The sequence below is a fragment of the Lactiplantibacillus garii genome (assembly GCF_003885105.1).
Taxonomy (GTDB): Bacteria; Bacillota; Bacilli; order Lactobacillales; family Lactobacillaceae; genus Lactiplantibacillus; species Lactiplantibacillus garii.
This window is the reverse complement of the sequence record NZ_QWZQ01000011.1, coordinates 1-24,775: the sequence shown is the minus strand read 5'-3', so window position 1 is coordinate 24,775 and position 24,775 is coordinate 1. Positions and strand designations below refer to the sequence as shown.

21 protein-coding genes are annotated in these 24,775 nt (G+C 49.6%); 18 read left to right on the top strand and 3 right to left on the bottom strand.

The genetic code is table 11. From position 1 onward, the window contains the following. The first annotated feature begins 15 nt into the window (after positions 1 to 15). The 12 genes from D1831_RS04625 (at position 16) to D1831_RS04570 (ending at position 14,386) form a co-directional block, all read left to right on the top strand. The gene (locus tag D1831_RS04625; RefSeq protein ID WP_125071756.1) at positions 16 to 1,521 is read left to right on the top strand and encodes a S41 family peptidase; all 1,506 of its coding nucleotides are present in this window, start codon (positions 16 to 18) and stop codon (positions 1,519 to 1,521) included. A 74-nt stretch (positions 1,522 to 1,595) separates the two neighbouring features. Continuing rightward, positions 1,596 to 2,081: a GNAT family N-acetyltransferase gene (locus tag D1831_RS04620; RefSeq protein ID WP_225422769.1), complete on the top strand. Its 486-nt coding sequence runs from the start codon at positions 1,596 to 1,598 to the stop codon at positions 2,079 to 2,081. Positions 2,082 to 2,173: 92 nt separating this feature from the next. Continuing rightward, positions 2,174 to 3,028 carry a ribosome biogenesis GTPase YlqF gene (gene ylqF, locus D1831_RS04615; RefSeq protein WP_125071755.1) on the top strand — a complete coding sequence of 285 codons (855 nt, stop codon included), beginning with the start codon at positions 2,174 to 2,176 and terminating at the stop codon, positions 3,026 to 3,028. Beyond that, positions 3,021 to 3,788 (top strand): ribonuclease HII, encoded by a 768-nt coding sequence (locus tag D1831_RS04610; protein WP_125071754.1) that lies wholly within the window; start codon positions 3,021 to 3,023, stop codon positions 3,786 to 3,788. The genes ylqF and D1831_RS04610 overlap by 8 nt, the downstream gene beginning before the upstream one ends. 34 nt (positions 3,789 to 3,822) lie before the next feature. Next, on the top strand, positions 3,823 to 4,689 hold the full coding sequence (gene dprA / locus D1831_RS04605) for a DNA-processing protein DprA (protein ID WP_125071753.1): 867 nt from the start codon (positions 3,823 to 3,825) through the stop codon (positions 4,687 to 4,689). A gap of 88 nt (positions 4,690 to 4,777) precedes the next feature. Beyond that, the gene (topA, locus tag D1831_RS04600; RefSeq protein WP_125071752.1) at positions 4,778 to 6,940 is read left to right on the top strand and encodes a type I DNA topoisomerase; all 2,163 of its coding nucleotides are present in this window, start codon (positions 4,778 to 4,780) and stop codon (positions 6,938 to 6,940) included. A gap of 191 nt (positions 6,941 to 7,131) precedes the next feature. Continuing rightward, entirely contained in the window at positions 7,132 to 8,889 is a 1,758-nt protein-coding gene (locus tag D1831_RS04595; RefSeq protein ID WP_125071751.1) for a peptidoglycan amidohydrolase family protein, read from the top strand. Between the two features lie 278 nt (positions 8,890 to 9,167). Continuing rightward, positions 9,168 to 10,508, top strand: a complete 1,341-nt coding sequence (trmFO, locus tag D1831_RS04590) for an FADH(2)-oxidizing methylenetetrahydrofolate--tRNA-(uracil(54)-C(5))-methyltransferase TrmFO (protein WP_125071750.1) — start codon at positions 9,168 to 9,170, stop codon at positions 10,506 to 10,508. A gap of 67 nt (positions 10,509 to 10,575) precedes the next feature. Beyond that, on the top strand, positions 10,576 to 11,487 hold the full coding sequence (gene xerC, locus D1831_RS04585; RefSeq protein ID WP_125071749.1) for a tyrosine recombinase XerC: 912 nt from the start codon (positions 10,576 to 10,578) through the stop codon (positions 11,485 to 11,487). Positions 11,488 to 11,504: 17 nt separating this feature from the next. Next, the gene (hslV, locus tag D1831_RS04580; protein WP_125071748.1) at positions 11,505 to 12,047 is read left to right on the top strand and encodes an HslVU peptidase proteolytic subunit; all 543 of its coding nucleotides are present in this window, start codon (positions 11,505 to 11,507) and stop codon (positions 12,045 to 12,047) included. Positions 12,048 to 12,063: 16 nt separating this feature from the next. Further along, the gene (gene hslU, locus D1831_RS04575) at positions 12,064 to 13,482 is read left to right on the top strand and encodes an ATP-dependent protease ATPase subunit HslU (RefSeq protein WP_125071747.1); all 1,419 of its coding nucleotides are present in this window, start codon (positions 12,064 to 12,066) and stop codon (positions 13,480 to 13,482) included. Positions 13,483 to 13,507: 25 nt separating this feature from the next. Further along, complete coding sequence (locus tag D1831_RS04570; protein WP_125071746.1) at positions 13,508 to 14,386, top strand: aldose 1-epimerase family protein; 879 nt, start codon at positions 13,508 to 13,510, stop codon at positions 14,384 to 14,386. Between the two features lie 181 nt (positions 14,387 to 14,567). Here D1831_RS04570 and plsY read toward each other — a convergent pair whose 3' ends face one another. Next, positions 14,568 to 15,176, bottom strand: coding sequence for a glycerol-3-phosphate 1-O-acyltransferase PlsY (gene plsY, locus D1831_RS04565; RefSeq protein WP_125071796.1), 609 nt, complete (start codon positions 15,174 to 15,176; stop codon positions 14,568 to 14,570). A gap of 397 nt (positions 15,177 to 15,573) precedes the next feature. Here plsY and parE point away from each other — a divergent pair, with 397 nt between their 5' ends. The 6 genes from parE (at position 15,574) to msrA (ending at position 23,301) form a co-directional block, all read left to right on the top strand. Next, positions 15,574 to 17,580 (top strand): DNA topoisomerase IV subunit B, encoded by a 2,007-nt coding sequence (gene parE / locus D1831_RS04560; protein WP_125071745.1) that lies wholly within the window; start codon positions 15,574 to 15,576, stop codon positions 17,578 to 17,580. A 13-nt stretch (positions 17,581 to 17,593) separates the two neighbouring features. Further along, a complete protein-coding gene (parC, locus tag D1831_RS04555) occupies positions 17,594 to 20,044 on the top strand; it encodes a DNA topoisomerase IV subunit A (protein WP_125071744.1) in 2,451 nt (816 codons plus the stop codon). Between the two features lie 218 nt (positions 20,045 to 20,262). After that, complete coding sequence (locus D1831_RS04550) at positions 20,263 to 21,222, top strand: LysR family transcriptional regulator (RefSeq protein ID WP_125071743.1); 960 nt, start codon at positions 20,263 to 20,265, stop codon at positions 21,220 to 21,222. A gap of 22 nt (positions 21,223 to 21,244) precedes the next feature. Then, positions 21,245 to 22,174 (top strand): manganese-dependent inorganic pyrophosphatase, encoded by a 930-nt coding sequence (locus D1831_RS04545; RefSeq protein WP_125071742.1) that lies wholly within the window; start codon positions 21,245 to 21,247, stop codon positions 22,172 to 22,174. A gap of 156 nt (positions 22,175 to 22,330) precedes the next feature. Beyond that, complete coding sequence (gene msrB, locus D1831_RS04540) at positions 22,331 to 22,786, top strand: peptide-methionine (R)-S-oxide reductase MsrB (protein ID WP_125071741.1); 456 nt, start codon at positions 22,331 to 22,333, stop codon at positions 22,784 to 22,786. Then, positions 22,783 to 23,301 (top strand): peptide-methionine (S)-S-oxide reductase MsrA, encoded by a 519-nt coding sequence (gene msrA, locus D1831_RS04535; RefSeq protein WP_125071740.1) that lies wholly within the window; start codon positions 22,783 to 22,785, stop codon positions 23,299 to 23,301. The genes msrB and msrA overlap by 4 nt, the downstream gene beginning before the upstream one ends. A gap of 58 nt (positions 23,302 to 23,359) precedes the next feature. On the opposite strand, the gene D1831_RS04530 is transcribed toward msrA, so the two are convergent. After that, positions 23,360 to 23,560: a YozE family protein gene (locus D1831_RS04530; RefSeq protein ID WP_125071739.1), complete on the bottom strand. Its 201-nt coding sequence runs from the start codon at positions 23,558 to 23,560 to the stop codon at positions 23,360 to 23,362. 328 nt (positions 23,561 to 23,888) lie between these two features. Next, entirely contained in the window at positions 23,889 to 24,740 is an 852-nt protein-coding gene (locus tag D1831_RS04525) for a phage integrase N-terminal SAM-like domain-containing protein (RefSeq protein ID WP_125071738.1), read from the bottom strand. Between the last annotated feature and the right edge of the window lie 35 nt (positions 24,741 to 24,775).

Here is a 24,775-nt window from a genome sequence, read left to right as displayed (position 1 = left end):
AAGAGGAAGTTCGGCATGCCAGAGGAACCAAAGCAGCACCAGGAGACGGACGCACCCAAAACTAATCCGCACCTGAAGAATAAACCGAAGCACCCTAAACGGCGCGTTGGTCTATGGACCTACATTATTTCAATTGTCGTGGCGCTAGGCGTCGGGGTCGGTGGGACGTACTGGTTCATCGGTCGCGCGGTTAGTCAGCAACTTAGCAGTATGCAACAGACTAACAGTGCCATGAAAAAGATCCAGTCGGTATACGAGACCATTAGTGATAACTATTACCAGCCGGTCAACGCCAATAAACTGGCCAACGGTGCGATCAACGGGATGGTTAATTCATTGGGCGATAAGTTCTCCGAATACATGGATAAGAGCGAAACTGAAAGCTTAAACGACACGATTGACAGTTCGTTTTCCGGCATCGGGGCGCAGGTTCAGAAGTCGGGCAGTTACCTGCAGATCATTTCGCCGATTGCTGGCACGCCCGCTAAGAAGGCCGGTTTAAAGCCGAAGGACGTGATTAAAGCGGTCAACGGTAAGTCGGTCGCCGGCAAGACCCTGACCGAAGCAGTCAACATGATGCGCGGTAAGGTTGGCACGCGGGTCAATTTGACCATTCAGCGTGGGACTTCGACCTTTAACGTGACGTTAAAGCGGGCGAAGATCCCGGTAACGACCGTTGATTACAAATTGGTTGGCGGCAGTCAAAAGATTGGTTACATTACCGTCTCGACCTTCTCAACCAACACGGCGAAGGAATTTAAGACCGCGTTAAAGGCGCTCGACAAAAAGGGTGCCAAGAAGCTGGTCATCGACATGCGCGGCAATCCGGGCGGGTTAATGACGGCGGCTTTAAAGATGGCTTCGTACTTCATTAAGGACGGCAAAACCATCATGCAGGTCCAAGCACGCGACGGTTCCGCTGAAAAATACGTGGCCGGCAAGAAATACGATGGCGGGTTCAAAGAAACCAAACCGACGACCGTGTTAATTGACGGTGGGAGTGCTTCGGCGGCGGAAATCTTCTCGGCGGCGCTGCACCAGTCGGCCGGGGTTAAGCTGGTCGGTTCCCAGTCGTACGGCAAGGGGACCGTTCAAACGGTCACTTCGTTTAGTGATAAGACCGAAATGAAGATCACGGTGGCCAAGTGGTTAACGCCTAACGGTACTTGGATCAACAAGAAGGGCTTAACACCGGACGTTAAGGCGGCTGAACCGAGTTACGCCAGTTTGACGATCGTCAGCAAGTTAAGTGATTTGCAGGCGGACAAGGTCAACGAAAATGTCAAGACGTTCCAGAAGTACTTGCAAGCCTTGGGGTACTTCAAAGGGACCGCTAACGGTTACTTTGGGACGACCACGACTACGGCGGTCAAGGCTTACCAGAAGCACGCGAAGTTAACGGCCACTGGGAAAGTTGATAAAAAGACGCTGGCCAAGGTTGAAACTGAACTAGCCACTAAGATCAGTGATAATGACAAAGCGTACGACGCGGCCATGAAATTGATCAAAAATACAAAATAGTTTAACGAAAGACACTCAGCGGGTTACCGTTGGGTGTTTTTTAGACTATGATCGACGTAAAGGGAAGTGGTTGGATGTTACCGAACGTCCAGTTTAAAAAGTTAACGGCAGCCGACGTTGCCGAGATTTTAGTGATGTATCACCAGAGCTTTGCCGACCTGTACGCCCGTTACCGCGATACGGCAACGAATCCGTACTGTGAAACGGCGACGAGCGTGGCGGCCAAGGTGGTCCGACCCGGGAGTACTTACTGGTCAATTTTAACCGGGGCGACGGTGGTGGGACTGATCCGGGTCATCACGGGTGAAGCGCCAAAACAAGCCCGCATTTCACCGTTATTAATTTTGCCGTCCTTTCAGGAGCACCACTTGGCCGCGGCCGCGTTAAGTCAAATCGAAGGTCGTTACCCAAACGTGCACACTTGGCACGTCGACACGATTGCCCAGGAAACCAAACTAGTGCACCTGTACACGAAGCTGGGTTATCACCAAATTTTGGGAAAACAAACCGTTATCCAACCGGGGATGACCGTGATTTACTTTGAAAAAGACGTTAACTAGCGGTCGTGCTGGTGTTTTTAGTCATTTGCCGGTATGATGGAAACAGTGTTTTAACGAACGTCTCCCGTAACGGGTGAAAGGAAGATTTATTTATGGCAAACATTCAATGGTATCCCGGGCACATGGCCAAGGCAATCCACCAAATTCAAGACAACTTACACCTCGTAGACATTGTCTTTGAACTCGTGGACGCCCGCATTCCCGAGGCCTCCCGTAATCCGGATATTGAAAAAGTCATTCAACAAAAACCGCATTTACTCATTATGACAAAAAAGGACTTGGCCGACCCGCAAAAAACGGCCGACTGGGTCGCACACTACGAAGCTCAGGGGCAAACGGCCATCGCGGTCGATTCACGAAACCGCACCACCGCCAAACAAATTACGACGGCGGCTAGTGAAATGCTGGCGGATAAGTTAGCTAAAATTGCGGCTCGCGGGATCACGAACCGGCCAATTCGCGCGGTCTGTGTTGGCATCCCCAACGTCGGTAAATCGACCCTGCTGAATCACATCGTTAACAAAAAGATTGCCAAGGTGGGCGACCGGCCCGGAGTTACCAAGGGTCAGCAGTGGCTGAAGGCCTCCAATAAATTGGAATTACTTGACACACCCGGAATCCTTTGGCCGAAGTTTGAAGACCAGGTCGTGGGGACAAAGTTAGCCGTCACCGGGGCCATTAAGGAAAATATTTACCCGAACGACGACGTGGCACTCTACGCCTTAGACTTTTTTAAGCACCACTACGCGAATCGGTTGATCGAACGTTACAAATTAACGGAAGCGCAATTGGCATTAGAAAATCCGGACTTGCTAGTCGCCATGACTAAGAACGCCGGCATGCGTGACGACTGGGAACGTTTCTGCGTGGCCTTTTTGTTAGATATTCGTAAGGGCCGACTGGGTCGCTTTACGCTTGACTTGACCGGGGATGGTGCCGATGCCTGAGTACACGATTGCCGATTTTAAGCGGTTGTTAGCCAATCATCCTAGTGACGCCGTCTTGGCAGCCGCTTTAACGGATGAACGGAAGGGCGTTCAACAGGTGTACCGGCGCTACTTAAAGCAACGGGAAAAAGTCGCCGCACTGACAGCGCGCTTTAACCGGCACATGCAGTTAGAACGGGACTTTTGGGCCCACGGTGGCCAATACGTTACCGGGATCGACGAAGTGGGGCGCGGCCCGCTCGCCGGGCCAGTCGTGACGGCCGCGGTGGTGTTACCGCAAGACTTTGATTTGTTAGAAGTCAACGACTCTAAGCAGTTAACGGCTAAAAAGCGGGCGGAACTGATGCCTAAAATTTTGGAAGAGGCCGTCGCGGTTAGCTTGGGCGTGGCGAGTCCCCAACAAATTGACCAGCTCAACATTTACGAAGCAACCCGGGTGGCCATGGCGCAAGCGGTCAATAATTTGAGCGTGCAACCGACCCGGTTACTAGTTGACGCCATGCAGATTCCGGTGCCGATCCCGCAGACCCGTTTAATTAAGGGGGACGCTAAGAGTGCCAGTATTTCGGCGGCCAGTATCGTGGCAAAGGTTGCCCGGGACCACTTGATGGCGACTTACGCCCAAGTTTATCCCGGTTACGACTTTGCCGATAACATGGGTTACGGTACGGCCAAACACTTGGCCGGTTTGCAACAACTCGGCGTGACCCCGATTCACCGGCGGTCGTTTTCACCGGTCCAAAACGCAATTCGGCGGTAATTGCGGAGCTTCCTAAATAAAGGGAGTGAAGTTTATGCAATTACGGAGCCTATTAATTCGTTTGACCCTCGTCCACGGTTTTAGTTACCGGGCGATTACCCGCATCTTAAAACACTGCGTGCACCAACACGTGGTGGTCACGGATGCGGGCCTTTTGGGAACTTTAGCCCAGCTTGATCACCGCCACATGGCAATTTTTTTGGCCGACTGGCAAAGCGCCGAATTTGCCCGGCGGTGCACCCGTCACGCGGCCTTAGACGTCCTAACGATCGTGGATGCCGATTATCCGTTGGGATTGCTGGAGGGCTTTCACCCGCCCATCGTCCTATTTTTAAAGGGCAACCGGGCGTTGCTAGCGGGGCGCAAACTGGCGGTGGTTGGTGCACGGCAGGCGACGCCGTACGCGCTGCGTTGTGTGACCCGGCTACTGACGCCGCTTGCGACCGAGCAGTTAACGATCGTTAGTGGCTTGGCTGCCGGCACGGACGGTTACGCGCACCAAACGGCTTTAGCTTGTGGGTTACCAACGATTGCGGTCATCGGGACCGGTTTGGACCGGGCGTATCCTAAAGTGCACGCCGATTTGCAAGCACAAGTTAGTAAGGCTGGTTTATTAATGAGCGAGTATCCGCTGGGAACCGGGCCCGCGCGCTTTCGCTTTCCGGAACGCAACCGGATCATTGCCGGGCTGTGCCAGACGCTCCTGGTCGTGGAAGCTCGCGAGCGTTCCGGCAGCTTAATCACGGCCAACTTAGCGTTACAAAACGGCCGTAACGTGCTGGCGGTCCCCGGACCAATTGACGCACCGTTGTCGGTTGGTTGTAATCAACTGATTGCCGCAGGAGCCAAACCGGTGCTAAATTCTCGGCATATAATAGAAGAGTTTTTACCGATAATTTGACAAGCTGAAACTTTTGAAATATGATTACATGGATTTGTCAGAACCTGATCCATAATATTTATGATCAAAAGTGTAAGGAGCTGATCTAGTGGCTGCTAGTACAACCAAAGCTAAGCCGGCGGCAAAACGTAAGCCCGCGGCTAAAAAGACAACCAAAGCCAAAGCAACACCTAAACGTAAAACGCGATCCACTGCAAAAAAATTGGTGATCGTGGAATCACCTTCCAAAGCGAAAACCATTGAAAAGTACCTGGGCCGTTCCTACAAGGTCGTCGCCAGTCTCGGTCACATCCGGGATTTACCGAAAAGTAAGATGGGAGTCGACGTTGAAAACGACTACGAACCCCACTACATCTCGATTCGAGGTAAGGGTGACGTTATCAAGGGCCTGCGTAAAGAAGCTAAGAAGGCTAAAGCCGTTTACCTCGCATCTGACCCCGACCGTGAAGGGGAAGCCATCGCGTGGCACTTGTCCTACTTGCTAGGACTGGACCCGAAGGATAAGAACCGGGTCGTCTTTAACGAAATTACCAAGGACACCGTTAAAAACGCCTTTAAAGAACCCCGTTCGATCGACATGGACTTAGTTGACGCTCAACAGGCCCGGCGAATTCTCGACCGGCTGGTGGGGTATTCGATTAGTCCGTTACTCTGGAAAAAGGTTAAGAAGGGCTTGTCCGCTGGGCGGGTCCAATCAATTGCACTGGATTTGATCATTCAGCGTGAAAATGAGATCAAGGCCTTCGTTCCCCAAGAGTACTGGACGATCGAAAGTGAGTTTAAAAAGGGCCGTTCGAAGTTCATGGCGAACTTTTACGGCACCCACGGCAAAAAGATGCCGCTAGACGACAACGCCGCCGTGCAAAAGGTGCTTAAGCAACTGGACCGTAACGGGGATTTTGATATCACCAAAGTGGTCAAAAAGGAACGTAAACGCTTCCCGGCACCGCCGTTTACGACTTCCACCATGCAACAGGACGCGAACCGTAAGTTAAACTTCCGGACGCGTAAAACCATGATGGCCGCGCAACAGTTGTACGAAGGTATCAACGTGGGAAAAGACGGTAACGTTGGGCTGATCACCTATATGCGGACCGACTCGACCCGGATCTCGTCGATTGCCAAGCACGAAGCGTCCCAGTTTTTACACAAAGAATACGGGGCCGAATACGCGGCAACTAAACCGGTCAAGGGAAAGTTACCAGAAGGCGCCCAGGACGCCCACGAAGCAATTCGGCCGTCCTCCGTTTTTCGGACACCCGCCAGCATTAAGGAGTATTTAAACCGGGACCAGTTCCGGTTATACCAATTGATCTGGTCCCGGTTCGTAGCGAGTCAGATGACCCCCGAAATTTTGGACACGATGGCGGTCACAATCGATCAAAACGACGTCCAGTTCCGGGCTAACGGTTCGAAGACTAAGTTCGCCGGGTTTACTAAGATTTATGATAAGACCGAAAAGAACAACGTTTTACCGGACTTGAATGAAGGCGACGTCGTTAAGTTAAGTAAGACCGACCCGCAACAACATTTCACTCAGCCACCGGCCCGTTATTCCGAAGCCAACTTGATCAAGGCACTGGAAGAAAACGGCGTGGGGCGTCCATCCACGTACGCGCCAACGTTGGATACGATTCAGCGGCGCTACTACGTGAAGCTTGAATCCCGCCGGCTTGTCCCGACGGAGCTGGGCGAAATCGTCAACGATATCATCCAGGAATACTTCCCGGACGTCGTCAACGTCGATTTTACGGCTAACTTAGAAGAACAGTTAGACGCGACCGAAGCCGGTAAGGAAAATTGGGTCGAAGTGGTTGATTCCTTCTACAAGCCGTTTTCTAAGGAAGTTGAAAAGGCCGAAGAAGGGATGGAGAAGATCCAGATCAAAGACGAACTGGCCGGCTTCGACTGCGATATCTGTGGGGCCCCGATGGTCATTAAAATGGGCCGTTACGGTAAGTTTTACGCCTGCTCGCGCTTCCCGGATTGTCGCAATACCAAGCCAATCGTCAAGGAAATTGGGGTCGTTTGCCCGCAGTGTAAACAGGGGCAAGTGATTGAACGGAAGTCCAAGAAGAACCGGTTATTTTACGGCTGTTCGCGCTTCCCCGATTGTGACTTTGTTTCTTGGGATAAGCCGATTGGGCGGGATTGCCCGAAGGATGGTCATTACTTGGTCGAAAAGAAGGTCAAGGGTGGCAAACAAGTGCTATGTCCAAACGGCGACTACTCAGAAAACGTTCAAAAATAAATTGTCTACAGTTAAGGGACCAAGCTACGATACTAACGTAGCTTGGTCCTTTTTATTGAGCCAGCCGTTTAAATTCTCAATAGATGAGCTTGTTAATCGTTTAAAGCGATGATAGAATAATTATATTATTATATTTAATTAAATTAATTATTTATTCTAATAAAACAAAAGGAATTCTGGTGGGAATTTTAATGGATAAGTTACATAAGGGGTGTACGTTAGGCTTATTACCGAGCCTAACAATGTTATCAGTTTGTTCAGTTGTTTTGTTGCAGTCAAAGATTGTTCAGGCTGATGAAACGGCTAAACCAGTAACGACTACTGCGGTTAGCACTAGCTCGGCTGCAGGGGATGCCAGTTCATCGAACAGTAGTCAGGAAGATCCTAGTCAGGATGAAGAACATGCGGTGTCGGCGTCCAGTGCTACGGCGACGTCAGCTACCGTTGCTGTGGATCAACAATCTACCGCGGCAACGAGTTCTGATAGTCAGTCAACTAGTGCAGCGGTGCCGGCGCAAACGGCTAGTTCCAACCAGTCTGAAGCAGCATCTGCAGTAACTCCGACGAGTCAGGCTCAACGACGATTGGCAGCGCCAGCCGTCGCTGTGGATGATCAATCTGCTAGCAGCGCGGCACCCGTAACTACGGGAAAGCAGACCAAAGTAGAAAACGGGAAGACTTATTTATTTGATAATGCAACGCAGCAAAACGTTACTGGATTTTATACGGATGAGTCAGCTAATACTTATTATTATGATCCGACGACCGCGGAACGCGCTAGTGGTCAGCGAGACATTGAGTCCCATTGGTACTTGTTTGACCCGGGTACCGGTATCATGCAAACGGGGTTTCAAACCGTTAATGGGGATCATAATAAGCCCAAAAAGGTCTACTACAATAAAAAGGGTTGGATGGTGTACAACCAGCATAAAATCAAGAAACATTGGTATTTGTTTAACGCGGCTAGTGGCGCGATGGAAACTGGCTTCCATAAAGTGAAGGTTTCTGGTAAAAAGAAAAAAACAGTCTACTACAATAAAAAAGGCTGGATGCTGTACAACCAGCACAAAATTAAAAAACACTGGTATTTATTCAATAAGAAGACCGGTGCCATGGAAACTGGTTTCCATAAAGTAAAGGCTTCTGGTAAGAAGAAAAAGACCGTTTACTATAACAAGAAAGGCCGGATGTTGTACAATCAACACCACATTAAAAAGTATTGGTACCTGTTCAACAAAAAGAGTGGTGCGATGGAGACCGGTTTTCATAAAGTGAAGGCAACTAAGCGCACGAAGAAGACGGTTTATTATAATAAAAAGGGTCACATGGTTCACGGTTGGCAACAGCTGCGTCACCACATGTACTATTTTAGTCGTAAAACTGGCAGTCGGTTTATTGGTTGGCACCGGATTAAAACCCGTTCCTATTACTTTGGTAGTAAGGGTGTTTTGAGAAGCTTCTCTAACCGGGTTATCAGTTGGTTCCTGAAGCGGCGAGGCAAAATTACGTATTCAATGCTCGGTTCACGGACGGGAAGAGATGGAACGGCGGACTGCTCTGGTTCAATGACCCAGGCCGTTTGGAAAGCGGGTGCTAGTCGTCCCGCTGCTGAAAACATGCGTTACGGTGGCTACAACACCATCTCAATTCGACCGTGGTTATTGCGCAATGGGTACTTTAACGCCGCTAACGGAAACGCTAAGACGGCTAAGGCTTATGCACCTAAGTGGGGTGACATTGTGATTTGGGGCGATGCAACTGGAGGTGCTGGGCACACCATGGTTGTTTCTAACGGTAGTGGTAAGAAAGCTTCAGTTATTTCAACTTGTGGCTGGAATCACGACGCTTACCACCAGGCTATCCAAGAGTTTAAGTATAATTGGTACTACAAAGAACACGGTAAAATGAGTTACCACGTTTATCGCTTATACGATCGATTGAGGGCTTAGTAGGCCTAGTAAACCGTACCCAGACGTTGGCCTGGATACGGCTTTTTATTAACAATCATTGATTTTAGACAGTATAAAGTTAAGAAAACAAAATTATTTATGGATGATTTACCGAGAAAACTCACACCTTAAAAATTTAAAGTTCGGTTTTATCGGCTAAATACCGTGGTAAACGGATGCAACAATCGAAAGGGACGTTTGTAATCTAATGGGATCTTCGGTATGATTACGATAATACTATCAATGGTATGGCTTTTTAATGAAAAGAGGAATTCAGGATGGCATCAATACCAACTGTTAACGTTATCGGCGCGGGGCTTGCGGGCTCCGAGGCCGCGTGGCAAATTGCCAATATGGGCGTCAACGTCCGTTTATACGAAATGCGCCCGAGCAAAATGACCCCGGCGCACCACACGAGTCAGTTTGCCGAACTAGTTTGTACCAACTCGTTGCGGGCTAACCAGCTCGCCAACGCCGCCGGACTACTAAAGGCCGAAATGCGGCAAATGGATTCGATCGTGATGCAAGCGGCCGAACACCACGCCGTACCCGCGGGAGGCGCTTTAGCGGTCGACCGCGACACCTTTTCGGCGGAAATCACCGAAGCGATTACAAATTTAACCAACGTTGAAGTGATCAACGAGGAAATAACCAGTTTACCAACCGATGGCATCACCGTCGTGGCAACCGGTCCCCTGACCGCAGCGTCGTTGGCTAAGTCGATTCAAGAATTTAACGATGAAGACGACCTGCACTTCTTTGACGCGGCCGCCCCGATTTTGACCAAGGACTCCATTGACATGGACAAAGTCTACTTAAAGTCCCGCTACGACCGCGGTGAAGCGGCGTACCTGAACTGTCCGATGACCGAAGAAGAGTTTGACGCCTTTTACGACGCGTTGATCCACGCCGAAATGGCGGAGTCACACGACTTTGAAAATTCCGACGTTTTTGAAGGTTGCATGCCGATCGAAGTGATGGCCCAACGCGGTCGCCAAACGATGTTGTTTGGCCCGTTGAAGCCGGTCGGGTTAGAAGACCCGAAGACCGGCAAGCAGCCGTTTGCCGTCGTGCAGTTGCGGCAAGACGACGCTACCGGGAACTTATACAACATCGTTGGGTTCCAGACCCACTTAAAATGGGGCGAACAGAAACGGGTCTTTTCAATGATCCCCGGGCTAGAAAACGTCGAATTTGTGCGTTACGGGGTGATGCACCGCAATACCTTTATGAAGTCCCCAAAACTGCTAGAACCGACTTACCAAACGAAGCAACGGCCGAACTTATTCTTTGCCGGCCAGATGACCGGGGTCGAAGGCTACATTGAAAGTGCGGCTAGCGGGATCGTGGCGGGAACCAACGCCGCCCGCTTGGCACTCGGTCTTGAACCGGTCGTTTTCCCAACGGATACGATGATGGGGGCGATGGCCCACTACATCACCCATACTAGCGCGAGTCATTTCCAGCCGATGAACGCCAACTTTGGGATCGTTCCAAAATTAAAACAACGAATCCGGGACAAACGGGAACGGAACACCGCGATTTCCGAACGGGCCTTAGCCGACCTAGAAACTTTCCGGGCCGAAACGCTAGCGCCGACCGTGACCGGTGAAAACTAACCGATAAGGCGCATAATTGTGTTTTCCTCCATACTTTGCTAAAGTAGCAACGTATGGAGGTTTTTGTATGGAAACAGACTATTTAGCCCTCTTTTTAAAGTACATTCGGGTTGAACGGCAGTATTCAGACGAGACCGCCGCGGCTTACCGGGAAGATATTCAGGCTTTTAACGATTTCTTAACGGCCAATGGCGGTGCGAAAGCGTATACTGAAGTTGACCATCTGGATGTGAACGTTTACTTGAGCCACCTGTATGACCGGCACTTGACGCGCAATTCGATTGCGCGGAAAGTGTCGAGCCTGCGTTCGTTTTATAATTTTTTAGTCAAAAACGACCTGGCCAAGGTCAATCCGTTCGTTTACGTTCAGTTAAAAAAACACGCCGCGCGGTTACCGCGGTTCTTTTACCAGAAGGAACTGGACGTCTTGTTTAAAACCGTTTACGCGGATGATAGCGTGATGGGGGCGCGCAACGCGGCCCTCCTGGAAGTCCTGTACGGGACCGGGATTCGGCTAAGCGAGTGCGTTGACCTCCAACTGACCGACGTCGATTTTGAAATGAAGATGATGTTGATTCGTGGGAAGGGCGATAAGGAACGCTACGTCCCGTTCGGACGGTACGCGGCGACGGCCCTGCAACACTACTACGAAGTTTGCCGTACGCCGGTCATGGCTAAATACGCGCAGCAGCACCAAACGGTGTTCATTAACCGGCACGGTGGGGCAATTACCGGTGGCGGGATCGAATACGTCTTGAACCAGATTGTAAAAAAGAGCAGTTTGACGGCCGACATTCACCCCCACATGCTGCGGCACACGTTTGCCACCCAGATGCTGAACAACGGGGCGGATCTACGGACGGTCCAGGAATTACTGGGACATACCAGTTTATCGACTACCCAGATTTACGCGCACGTGACTAAGGAACACTTACAACAGGATTACCGTAACTTTTTCCCGCGGGCAACGCGGAAGTAACTTAAAGGAGATCAACTATGCCAATGAAATTTGAAGCAACAACCATTTGTGCCGTTCGTCAAAACGGACATAACGCCATGGCCGGCGACGGTCAGGTGACGATGGGTGAAAAAGTCGTCATGAAAGGGACGGCGCACAAAGTCCGGCGCATCTACAACGACCAAGTTGTCGTTGGGTTTGCCGGCAGCGTGGCGGACGCCTTTAACTTGGAAGACCGTTTTGAAAAGAAACTCAACGAATATTCCGGTAATCTGCAACGGGCCGCCGTGGAACTCGCGCAGGAATGGCGTGGTGACCAGGCGTTACAAAAGCTGGAAGCCCTACTGATCGTCATGGATAAGGACGAAATGTTCTTAGTTTCCGGGAGTGGTGAAGTCATCAGTCCCGATAACGACGTGTTAGCGATCGGTTCGGGTGGTAACTTTGCACTGGCTGCCGCCCGCGGGATGCAAATGCACGCTCCGGATATGAGCGCGCAAGAAATTGCCGAAGCCGCCATCAACATCGCTGGCGACATCGACATCTTTACCAACCATAACGTCATTTCCGAAGCCTTATAATAAAGGAGAATCACTGATGGAAGCAATCAATAAAACGCCTAAACAGATCGTAGCCGCCTTAGACAACTACGTGATTGGACAAACCGATGCGAAAAAGGCCGTAGCGATTGCGTTACGCAACCGTTACCGCCGGATGGAACTGTCCCAAGATATGCAGGACGAAATTACCCCTAAAAATATGTTAATGATCGGACCAACCGGGGTCGGGAAAACGGAAATTGCCCGCCGGTTAGCCAAGATCGTTCAGGCACCGTTCGTGAAGGTCGAAGCCACTAAGTTTACCGAAGTGGGTTACGTGGGCCGCGACGTGGAATCAATGGTGCGTGACTTAGTTGACGTGGCCATTGAAATGGAAAAGCAGTCAGCCTATTCCGGGGTGCGTTCCCGGGCCGTGGCTGCCGCTGATAAGCGCCTAGTTAAGCTGTTAGTTCCCGCGCAAAAGAAGCAAAATAACCGCAACGGGAACGATTTCCAGAACATGATGAACATGTTTAGCCAGCTGCAAAACGGCCAGATGCCGAACGCCGAGGATAATAATAACGAAGAGGTCACCGACGACGTCCGCAACCAACGTTTATCAGTTGCCGACCAGCTAAAGGCCGGTCAGTTGGAAAATTCCGACGTGACCATTGAGATGGATGATCCGCAACAGGCGGCCGCCGGTAACAATAACATGCTCGGTCAGATGGGCATCGACTTAGGCGACACCCTCGGTTCGATCATGCCGAAGAAGCGGATCAAACGGACGATGCCGGTGGCGGAAGCCCGCGAGATCTTAGTTAAGGAAGAATCCGAAAAATTAGTCAATAACGCTGATATTTACCACGACGCGATTGTGCGGGCTGAAAATACCGGGATCATCTTCATTGATGAAATTGATAAAATCACGGCCGGTGGGCAGCAAAATTCCGGGGAAGTTTCCCGTGAAGGGGTGCAACGCGACATTTTGCCGATCGTCGAAGGGTCGCAAATTTCGACGAAGTACGGTCCCATCAATACGGACCACATCCTGTTCATCGCGTCCGGGGCGTTTGCGGAAAGTAAACCGAGTGACTTGATTGCCGAATTGCAGGGCCGTTTCCCAATCCGGGTCGAACTCGACGACTTAAGCAAGGACGATTTCGTGAAGATCCTGACCGAACCAAAGAACGCGCTAATCAAGCAGTACATTGCGCTGATTGGGACGGATAACATTAAGGTCACCTTCACAATTGAAGCCATCGAAGCGATTGCTGAAATTGCCTACAAGGTCAACCACGAAACACAAAACATCGGGGCCCGGCGGTTACACACGGTCCTTGAAAAGTTACTAGAAGAATTATTGTACGAAGGTCCCGACATGGAAATGGGTGAAGTGACCATTACCGAAAACTACGTTAACGACCGCATCGGTAACATCGCCGAAGACAAGGACCTCAGTCGTTACATTTTATAATTTAAACTAAGGGGAGTTTGAACGAATGACAGTAGAACTAAAGAATGCGTATTTAACCGTAAAAATTAACGAAGCCGGGGCGGAACTCAGCAGCGTGAAGTCGGCCGATGGCATTGAATACATGTGGCAGGCGAACCCTAAGTTTTGGGGTCGTCACGCCCCGGTCCTGTTCCCAATCGTTGGCCGTTTAAAGGACGACCAGTTTACGGTGGCCGGTCAACCGTACCACATGGGTCAGCACGGGTTTGCCCGTGACAACGACTTTACGGTCATCGCTCACACGGACACGAGTGCGACCTTGGAATTAACGGACAGCGCGGCAACCCGGAAAATGTACCCGTTCGCTTTCCGCTTGCGGTTGATCTACACGTTAAAGGATCACGAATTGACGGTGGCTTACGACGTCCATAACCCGGCCAACCAAGAATTACTGTTTTCCATCGGGGGGCACCCGGCCTTTAACGTGCCGTTAGCCGATCCCGCGGGCCGCTTAGAAAACTACACGTTAACGGTGGCACCGAAGCAGGTTTACCCGCACATCCCGTTACAAGCACCGTTAAACGACGCCGACAACGCTGACGAGCTCGACTTAACGAAACCGTTGCCGTTAACCCGGGATTTCTTTAAAGACGACGCGGTCATTTTAGATTTGAAGCACCAAGAAACGACTTTGATGCTCAGCTCGGATTTAGATGACCACGGGGTCGCGATGACGATCGAAGACGCCCCGTACGTGGGTACTTGGTCACCGTACCCGGCCGACGCCCCGTTTGTGTGCCTCGAACCGTGGTGGGGCATCGCGGACAACGTGCACGCGGATGGTCAGTTAAGTCACAAGATGGCCATCAACCGCTTAGCCGCGAACCAGACGTTTAACGCCCAGTACCAAGTTAAGTTCTTCTAGCATAACCAAAGGTCCTAGTCAGATTGGCTAGGACCTTTTTGACGGGAAAGTTAGCGGGCGGATTAGATAAGATGAATAGTATCACGTTACTTTAACTAAACTAAATAACACCTAGTCAACAATCCCAGTTTATCAAATCGTTACAAAAAGCCCACCAAAAGATCGGTGGGCTTTCGTTGATTTATTTATCTTTAGCTTGCCGGCGGTGCCAACCGATTCCAAAGTGGACCAGTGACTCGGTACCGTTTTTGATACGGGCGATGTTACTGCGGTGTCGGTAAAAAATGAAAATCGTTAGGACCAGAGCGACGATCGAAAGCAGCGGGTCCCGGTAATAAAAGATCGCAATTAAGGTCACGATTGGAAACGACGTCATACTGGCTACGCTGACCATACTCGTGACATAGACGAGGGTAAACATAATGGCACTTGCAATTAAGAAAAATTCCCAGTTATAGGCGAGTAGGATTCCGGCGCTCGTAGCGACCGCCTTGCCGCCCTTAAAACCGATGTAAATGGAGAAGGTGTGGCCTAAGATCGCGGCTAAGCCCACTAACAACGTGTACCGGTTATCCAAATGGTATAACACGGTCGGCTGGAGGGCGGCGATGGTCCCCTTTAAAATGTCCATTGCCATGACGATCGTCCCAGCGGTTGGACCGAGCACCCGGTAAGTATTCGTTGTGCCAATGTTCCCGCTACCAGTTTGTCGGATATCGGTGTGGAAGAATAGCTTGCCGATAATGACCCCCGAAGGAATCGAGCCAATCAGGTAGGCAACGATCAGCATGATGGATAGTTTTAAAATCAAGATAAGTTCCTCCTGCAATAGAATCACTTCAATATTTTAGCATGCTTTAGGGATGATGGGGGGGTCTGAGTTCAAAAAAGTTTACAGTTGACAAACACCTAACGAACTTACTACAATAAGGCGAACGTACATTCGCATATTAGTAAGCTGGCTTTAGGCGGATAAATTTAAAATTACGTTAAAATCTGGTTGAAGTTGAACTTAAAATTCGCCTGAGCCACACGCAAACACAAAAAAGTCGCGGTAAAATCAATTTCCTGTGCTATAATCAAATTTGCATAGCTTTAGTTAGCGGTGTCAAGACCGTTAAATCAAGCTCATTAAATTTAAGGTCAAAAAAAGAAGTAAAAACGCAAAATTTAAAGGAGTTGTGAGAATGGCAAAAAAAAGCCCAAAATACGATGATTCTTCAATTCAAGTCCTAGAAGGATTGGAAGCCGTTCGAAAACGACCGGGGATGTATATCGGTTCAACGGACGGTCGCGGACTCCACCACCTAGTTTACGAAATTGTTGATAACGCGGTCGACGAAGCACTGGCCGGTTACGGTAAAGAGATCAACGTTGTGATCCATGCCGATAATAGTATCACCGTGGTGGACCATGGTCGGGGGATGCCGGTCGGGATGCACGCGTCTGGGATCCCGACACCCGAAGTGATTTTAACGGTCCTTCATGCCGGTGGTAAGTTTGGCCAGGGCGGTTACAAAACGTCCGGGGGGTTACACGGGGTCGGTGCCAGCGTGGTTAACGCGTTATCGACCGAACTGACCGTCACCATTATTCGTGACGGTTACCGTTACGTGGAACACTTTAAAAACGGTGGTCACCCGGTCGGTACCCTGGAGAAAAAGGGCAAGACTAATAAGCCTACCGGAACCACGATTACGTTTAAACCGGATGCCAGCATTTTTACAACCACGGTTTATAATTTCCAAACGTTAGCCGAACGGTTGCGGGAATCCGCCTTCCTGTTAAAGGGCGTTAAAATTACGCTGACGGACGAACGTGAAGGCCAGGAACAGGAACTCGTGTTCCACTACGAAGACGGCATCAAGGCCTTCGTAAGCTACTTAAATGAAGATAAGGACACCCTGGGTGACGTCATGTTCTTCGACGGCACGAAGGAAGGGGTCGAGGTAGAAGTGGCCGCCCAGTATAATGACGGCTACTCCGAAAACTTACTGTCCTTCGTTAATAACGTGCGGACGCCGGATGGTGGGACCCACGAAGCTGGCTTCCGCAGTGCCTGGACCAAGGCTTTTAACGAGTACGCCCGTAAAGTCGGTTTATTAAAGGATAAGGATAAAAACTTAGAGGGTTCCGACGTGCGGGAGGGGCTGTCCGCCGTGATTTCCCTCCGGATTCCCGAAAACTTACTGCAGTTTGAAGGCCAAACGAAGGAAAAACTCGGGACGCCGGAAGCCCGGACCATCGTGGATAACGTGATTAGCGAGCAACTCCAATTTTTCTTGATGGAAAACGGCGAGTTTGCGCAAATGCTGATTCGGAAGTCCACCAAGGCTCGTCAAGCCCGGGAAGCCGCCCGTAAAGCCCGTGACGAGAGTCGGAACGGTAAAAAGCGGCGTAAACAGGAACGGTTATTATCCGGTAAGTTAACGCCCGCCCAGTCCAAAAACGCGAAGAAAAACGAACTGTTCTTAGTCGAAGGGGATTCGGCCGGCGGCTCGGCTAAACAGGGACGTGACCGTAAGTTTCAGGCCATTCTACCATTACGGGGGAAGGTCTTAAACACCGAAAAGGCTAAACTGCCCGACATTGTTAAAAACGAAGAAATCAACACGATGATCTACACGATTGGTGCCGGGGTCGGTCCGGAATTTGATTTGAAGTCAAGCAATTACGATAAAATCATCATTATGACCGATGCCGATACCGACGGGGCCCACATTCAAATTTTATTACTGACGTTCTTTTATAAGTACATGCGACCAATGATCGACGCGGGTAAAATTTACATTGCGCTGCCGCCGCTGTACCGGCTGCAAAAGAAGCAGGGCAAACAGCTGCGGACCGAGTACGCTTGGACCGACGAAGAACTCGCCCTACGCACCAAGACTTTTGGCAAGGGCTACGCCTTACAACGCTACAAGGGGCTGGGTGAAATGAACGCTGAACAACTCTGGGAAACCACAATGGATCCCGAAAAGCGGACACTGGTGCGGGTTCGAATCGACGACGCGGCGTTAGCCGAAAAGCGGGTCACGACGTTAATGGGTGATAAGGTTGAACCGCGGCGGAAGTGGATTGAAAGCAACGTGCACTTTAACCTCGACGAGGACGGGTCCCTGTTAGATAACGAGGCCGTTTCATCGGCACACGAACAGGCCGACGAAGAGTTAGCGCAACAATTAAAGCATTAAAGGAGGTCGCAAATTGGCAACTGAACAACCAAAAATTCAAGAACTAACGCTTGAAGACGTCATGGGCGACCGCTTTGGCCGTTACTCAAAGTACATCATTCAAGAACGGGCGTTACCGGATATCCGTGACGGGTTAAAACCCGTTCAACGGCGGATTTTGTACGCCATGAATCAGGATGGAAACACCTTTGATAAGGCGTTTCGGAAGTCCGCTAAGTCGGTTGGGAACGTCATGGGGAATTTTCACCCCCACGGGGATTCATCGATCTACGAGGCGATGGTCCGGCTGAGTCAGGATTGGAAACTGCGGGAACCGTTAATTGAAATGCACGGTAATAACGGCTCGATGGACGGAGACCCGGCCGCCGCGATGCGGTATACCGAGGCCCGGTTGAGCAAGGTCGCCGGGGAAATGCTCCGCGATATTGATAAAAAGACCGTTGACATGGTCTTAAACTTTGATGATACCGAGTACGAACCGACCGTGTTGCCCGCCCGTTTCCCGAACTTATTAGTTAACGGTGCAACCGGGATCTCGGCGGGGTACGCAACGGAAATTCCGCCGCATAACTTAACCGAAGTCATCGACGCGGTATTGTTCTTGATGAACCACCCCAAGGCGACTTTGGAAGACCTGATGGACTTTGTTAAGGGACCCGATTTTCCAACGGGCGGGATCATTCAGGGCTTAGCCGGCATTAAACAAGCTTATGAAACTGGGCGCGGACGCATTGTCGTTCGTTCCCGGACCAAGATCGTTCCCATCAAGGGAAATAAAACCCAAATTGAAGTTTCGGAAATTCCGTACGAAGTCAATAAGGCGCAACTCGTCAAAAAAATTGATGAAATTCGCATTATGAAAAAAATCGAAGGAATTGCCGAAGTGCGTGACGAAAGTGACCGCCAAGGGTTATCGATCGTGATTGAACTGAAGCGGGACGTGAACGCGGAAGGAATTTTGACCTACCTCTTTAAAAATACGGACCTCCAAATTACGTATAACTTTAATATGGTGGCCATTTATCACCAGCGGCCCGAACACGTCGGCTTAAAGACGATTCTAACGGCCTACTTGGAGCACCAGCGCGACGTCATTACTCGCCGGACCCAGTTTAACTTGAAAAAGGCGGCTGACCGGCAGCACATCGTCCAAGGGCTGATCAAGGCCATGTCTATTTTGGACCAGGTGATCAAAACCATTCGGGGTAGTAAGGATAAGAAGGACGCCAAGCAAAACTTAGTGGCCCAATTTGACTTCACCGAATTACAGGCCGAAGCCATCGTGACGATGCAGCTTTATCGCTTGACCAACACGGACGTGACCCAACTTGAAAAGGAAGCGGCGGAACTGGCCGCGGCCATTGAAAGTTACCACAAAATCTTGGAACAACCCAAAGAGTTGGACAAAGTTTTACGTAAAGAATTAAAGGCCGTTCAAAAGGCGTACCCGACGAACCGGCTAACTGAAATTCAAAATGAGATTCAAGAGTTGAAGGTCCAGACCGAAGTGGTAATTCCCCAAGAAGACGTGGTCGTTATGATCAGTCACGACGGGTACATTAAACGGACGAGTCTGCGATCGTACTCGGCGTCGGATCCCGATGATAACGGCTTAAAGGACGAGGACTTCCCAATTTACTTGGCGAAGAACAACACCCTCGATCACCTGATGATGTTTACGAACTTGGGCCACTTGATCTACCGGCCAGTGTACGAAATTACCGATGCTAAGTGGAAGGATACCGGGGAACACGTTTCACAAACGATTGGCTTAGCCGATAACGAACGAATTACCTGGGTCTTTAGCTTTGCAACGTTGAAAGAAACCGGGAAATTCTTAGTGGCGACCAACGACGGGTACGTTAAGCAGACCGCCTTTGCCGACTACGTTCCCGGACGGACGTATAAGACACGCGCCAGTCAGTTTATGAAGTTAAAGGGTGCCGATTCTGAAGTGGTGACGGTCAAGTACTTACCGGCCGCCCCAACCGGCACGTTAGTCTTGATCACCCAGCACGGTTACGGGTTACGCTACGATTTAAGCGAAGTGCCAACGATCGGTTCAAAAGCCGTGGGAGTTAAATCAATGGATCTTCGCGACGACCTCGTCGTACGGGTCGTCGTTGCTAATGACCGGGACTTAGTTGCCATGATCACCCAGCGGGGCTCGTTTAAAAAGATGAAGGTTGCGGACATTCCGGTAACGAGTCGGGCGCGCCGGGGCGTTCAAGTGCTCCGGGAATTGAAGAACAATCCTCACCGCGTTGCCGACTACGTCCTGATCGACGGGACCGCAACCGGCGTCGCACTGGAAGTCCTGACCGACCGTGGTAAACGGCATTCGATTCTGAGTGACGATCACCCCGTCAGTGCGCGGTACTCAAACGGCTCCTTCGTGATCGATACGGACACGGAGGGGACGCCGGTGACCATGCAGCGTCACCCGGTACCGCTAACCGTGTAAAGATAGCGTAACGTTTTGATAAAGAATGGGGAAACCCGGTCGGTACCCATGCTTGCCAGGGGATGGGCGTTAGCTGTAAGATATAGTTGTATGGTTCATCGTTTAATAATTAGTTAAGGTTTATTTACCGATAACAAGCGCTTGCTTTCAAATCTAATCTTGTATAATATTATAGATATCATAAGATGATGATAAGACGAAAGGATCAGGTAAAATTCATGAAGACAACTCAAGAAAGTATTTTTTCATCAAAAACTTTGACTTATTTCTTGCAATTAGCTGAAACTATGAATTATACGCAGGCGGCGCAGATTTTAGGAATCACGCAGCCGGCGTTAACCCAACAAATTAAGAAGCTGGAACGCACGGTGGGTGCGCCCCTCTTTTACTCCGTAGGGAAAAAATTACGCTTATCCGATGCGGGTTACACCATGCTCAACGCCACGCATAGTATTTACGACGTTTTAAATAAAGCGACGGACGAGATTCAACAAACGACCAGCGCAACGCAGGGTTCAATTAACATCGGGATCCTGGCTTCCATTGAAGATCACGTGTTTGAAGACTTCGCCATTAAGTACTATGAAGCTAACCCGAACGTCATTATTTCGTTTCACATGTTAACGCGTAAAGAGATTTGGGAACGTTTGGAAAATAACCGTATCGACTTAGCGGTCATGTACTTACCGGATGAAAGCATCAAAAACTGGAAACCATACCAGTCTAAAAAAATCATCCAAGACGAGCTGTTGTTCATCTCTAGTGATCCCAAGCAGGCTAAAAAGAAACGGATTAAGTTTAAGGATACGATTGACGAACCTTGGGCCATGTATCCCGAGAACTACTATTTGGATCAGGTTATCCGGGAATCTTACAAAAACCAGATGGCCGATTTACCAACGGCGGTTGCGCGGTTTACAACGCCCCAACAGATCTACCGGTTCGTTGCGGCCACTAAGACCAATACGGCGTTACCAAACTCATTCATGGTGGCTAACCCGGTGGTGGATCAACTCCACACGGTTTCGTTTGAACCGGCCATCAAGTTTGACTTGAACTTTGTCTTCCGGAAAGATAAGGACCAAATTCCGCGCATCAAGAACTTCTTGGACGAATTTGATAACTATCTCCGCCAAGACGATTACATTTCACGGTTACAAAAAATTAATCAAAAATAGTTTTTAAAGGAGTTTTGTGCTAATGAGTAAGGAATTAGTTTTTGGACACCAAAATCCTGACACCGACGCAATTGTGGCGGCCAAGGCCTTTTCATATTTAGAAAATAAGTTGGGTGCCGATACCGAAGCCGTTGCTTTGGGCGAACCAAACGAAGAAACTAAGTTTGTTTTGGACCACTTTAACGAACCAGCTCCACGGGTCATCACTAAGGCGGCTCCCGAAGTTGACAAAGTTATGTTAGTGGACCATAACGAACCCCAACAAAGTGTTAGCGACATCGCCGACGTAACGGTTACCCACGTGGTTGACCATCACCGGATTGCTGGCTTTAACACCGCCCAACCATTATTCTACCGGGCCGAACCACTTGGCTGTGTCAGCACCGTTGTTTACAAACTGTTCAAAGAAAATCACGTTGAAATTCCTGCTAAGTTAGCCGGTTTGATGTTATCCGCCATCATTTCCGACACCTTATTGTTGAAGTCACCAACCACCACGCCAACCGACGTTGCGGTCGTTAAGGACTTAGCTAAAATTGCCGACGTTGATTACGAAACTTACGGCTTAGCAATGCTTAAAGCCGGTACCAACATCGACAGCAAGTCCGAAAAGGAATTGATCGATGCCGATGCTAAATCGTTTGACATGAACGGTTCAACGGTTCGCGTTGCCCAAATCAACACGGTTGATTTGGATGACGTTTTCAAGCGCCAAGCCGCTTTGGAAGCCGCTGCTAAGGATGAAAACCAAGCTGAAGGTTACGACCTGTTCTTGATCTTGGCCACCAACATCTTAAACAGTGATTCCGAATTATTAGTCGTTGGGGCCCCAACGGAACCCGTTGAAAAGGCCTTTGGTAAGAAGCTGGCCAATAACCGCTTAAGTTTACCAGGCGTTGTTTCACGGAAGAAGCAAGTGGTACCACCATTGACCGACGCGTTTAACGCCTAAGTTAATTAAATTGTCAATTCAAAGAAGTTTCCGTTTAATTGCGGAAACTTCTTTTTTGTAATTAAGCAAAAGTAGCGTATAGTATACGTTAGGGCCGATTGATTGCGCACAATTGATTATGCACAATCGATTGATATAATAGAAGGGACTGATTGGATGAGTGAACACAAGGAGTCGTTGCGACAACGGTTAACCCCGGAACAGTACGCGGTTACTCAGGAAGCCGCCACGGAGCGGCCGTTCAGTGGTGTTTATGATAATTTTTACCAAGCGGGGATTTACGTTGACGTGGTTAGTGGCGAGCCGCTATTCAGTTCGTTAGATAAATACGACGCTGGTTGCGGGTGGCCGTCCTTTACGAAGCCAATTCAAAATGCGCAACTAACCGAGCACCACGACGAGTCGTTTGGTATGCACCGGACCGAGGTCCTGAGTGCCCAAGCTGCCTCTCACCTCGGCCACGTTTTTCCCGATGGACCGCAAGCACAGGGGGGATTACGGTACTGCATAAACTCGGCCGCGTTAAAGTTCATTCCGCTAGCCGAGTTGCGGGCGGCTGGTTATGGCCAGTACGTTGATTTATTCGCAAAGTCTGAAGGTGATCACCAATGACGGAAACCGCAATTTTTGCCGGGGGCTGTTTTTGGTGCATGGTCAAGCCGTTTGATCAGCAACCGGGCATCCAGAAAGTTGTTTCGGGTTACACTGGCGGAACGGTCGCCAATCCCACCTATGAGCAGGTGGCTAGTCACACGACCGGGCACACGGAAGCCGTTGAGATCACCTTCGATCCGGCGATGATCAGCTACGCACAACTGGTTGAAATTTACTGGCGTCAAACCGATCCCACCGATGCGGCTGGGCAGTTCCAGGACCGGGGAGATAGCTACCGGCCGGTAATCTTTGTGAATAGTGCGGAACAACGGCGGGTCGCTACGGCGTCCAAAAACGCCCTGGCAACGAGTGGCCGCTTTAAAGAACCCATCGTGACGCAAATTGAAGCTGCCAAACCGTTTTACCCGGCGGAACCGGAGCACCAGGACTTTTACCGGCGAAACCAGTTTCGTTACCAGATTGAGGAAATGGGCGGTCGGGAAACGTTCATTAAACAACACTGGCAAGTTTAATTTTAAACATGAAAAACCCCGCTAGCATAAATTGCTAACGGGGTTATTTTGGTTGGTATTAAGCCGCCTGGTAAGCGTCCAGGGCGGAATAGAATGATTGCTTAACGGAGTCGCGAATATTTAAATAAGTAATGTAATCGGATAATTCACGGACATCACTAGTTAATGGGAAATCAAAATCAGAATGGGCGTAGCAGGCTGCTGAAGCGTACGGGCCCCGTTGGTCAATAAATGGTTCTAGCCAGCGATAAAAAGTCATCTGAGTCATCCTTTCAAAAACTTAAGTAACAAGATGTACCTAGTTTAACGGGCTCAGGGCCGCTTGTACAGGGCTTTTAAGGCTTCTTAACTATGTAGCAAATCAACCGTAAAGTCTGTGATTGGTTTGTGAAGTCTCGTTAAGTTTTTGTAATAATGTAAATATTATGAAAATCGAACGACCGTGGTAAAAAATTGTTGGTCAATTAAAAAAGCTGGCACACCCCGTTAAGGGTGTGCCAGGAGACAACTAAAGGCATTCAGCAAGGGTGTTGGGAAGAATTTGGGTCCCAACACTTATTATTTACGTCAATGCCGGTTTGAACCGTTTAAGACTGGGGATTATTTCTAAATTGACGTAAGTCCTGACGCCGCAGCAAGTTTTGGTAATAAGCTAAGCTGCTGTCATCGAGCCTTAAGCGCCGCATCAGAATTTCCGGATCCGTGTTGCGGTGCTGATCCAAGACCCACAGAACGTAGCTTTGGCGTAATGCCACGGGCTTGAGCGGTAAACCGACGCGCTGGCTGTCACCGCCAAGGTATTTGTGTAACGCGGCTAAGGATAAGTGGGCGTCTTGACCCCGCTGACGGACTTTTAAAAATAGTCCGGACTGACCGCTAGTTCGCAGTGGTTGCAAAAAGGTCATTAGCTTTTCCAAGAACACTTGTTCGCTATCGCTGAACGTGATATGGTTAAGTTGTTGTTCAAAATCCGGGGCTAACATTTCAGCCGTTGTGAAGCCCTTGCAAGTAAATAGTAAGAACGCCCGCGTGTAGACGTGCAAATCGTCGTTTTGGAGCAAGCTTGGTAATTGGTCAGGCCAGCGTAACAGCTGCTGATCGTTAGTTAGCGCCTTACCCTTAATACTAAACGTTGGCAACGTTGTAATAATCCGGTGTTCAAACAAATAACTGAAGTAACCGTTCAGATTTGAGAGTGCCTTGTTCATCGTAGACCGTTTGAACGAGCGCTGGTCTTGCAACATATCCAAGTAGGTTTGAACGTCGTTCTCAGTTAAGTCAGCTAGTAACTGGTCCTTAGCAAAAGTTTCGTTGAAGTGTTGTTCGTAGTTAAAAAAATCGGCTAAGGTCAATTGGTATTGCTCAATGGTCGAAGGTTGTTTACCGTTAGCTTGGAGCTGTTTGGTAAAACTTTTTTCATATGGAAACTGTGCGGTCATGGTGGTGCAGATCCTTTCTGATTATAAACTGTTAC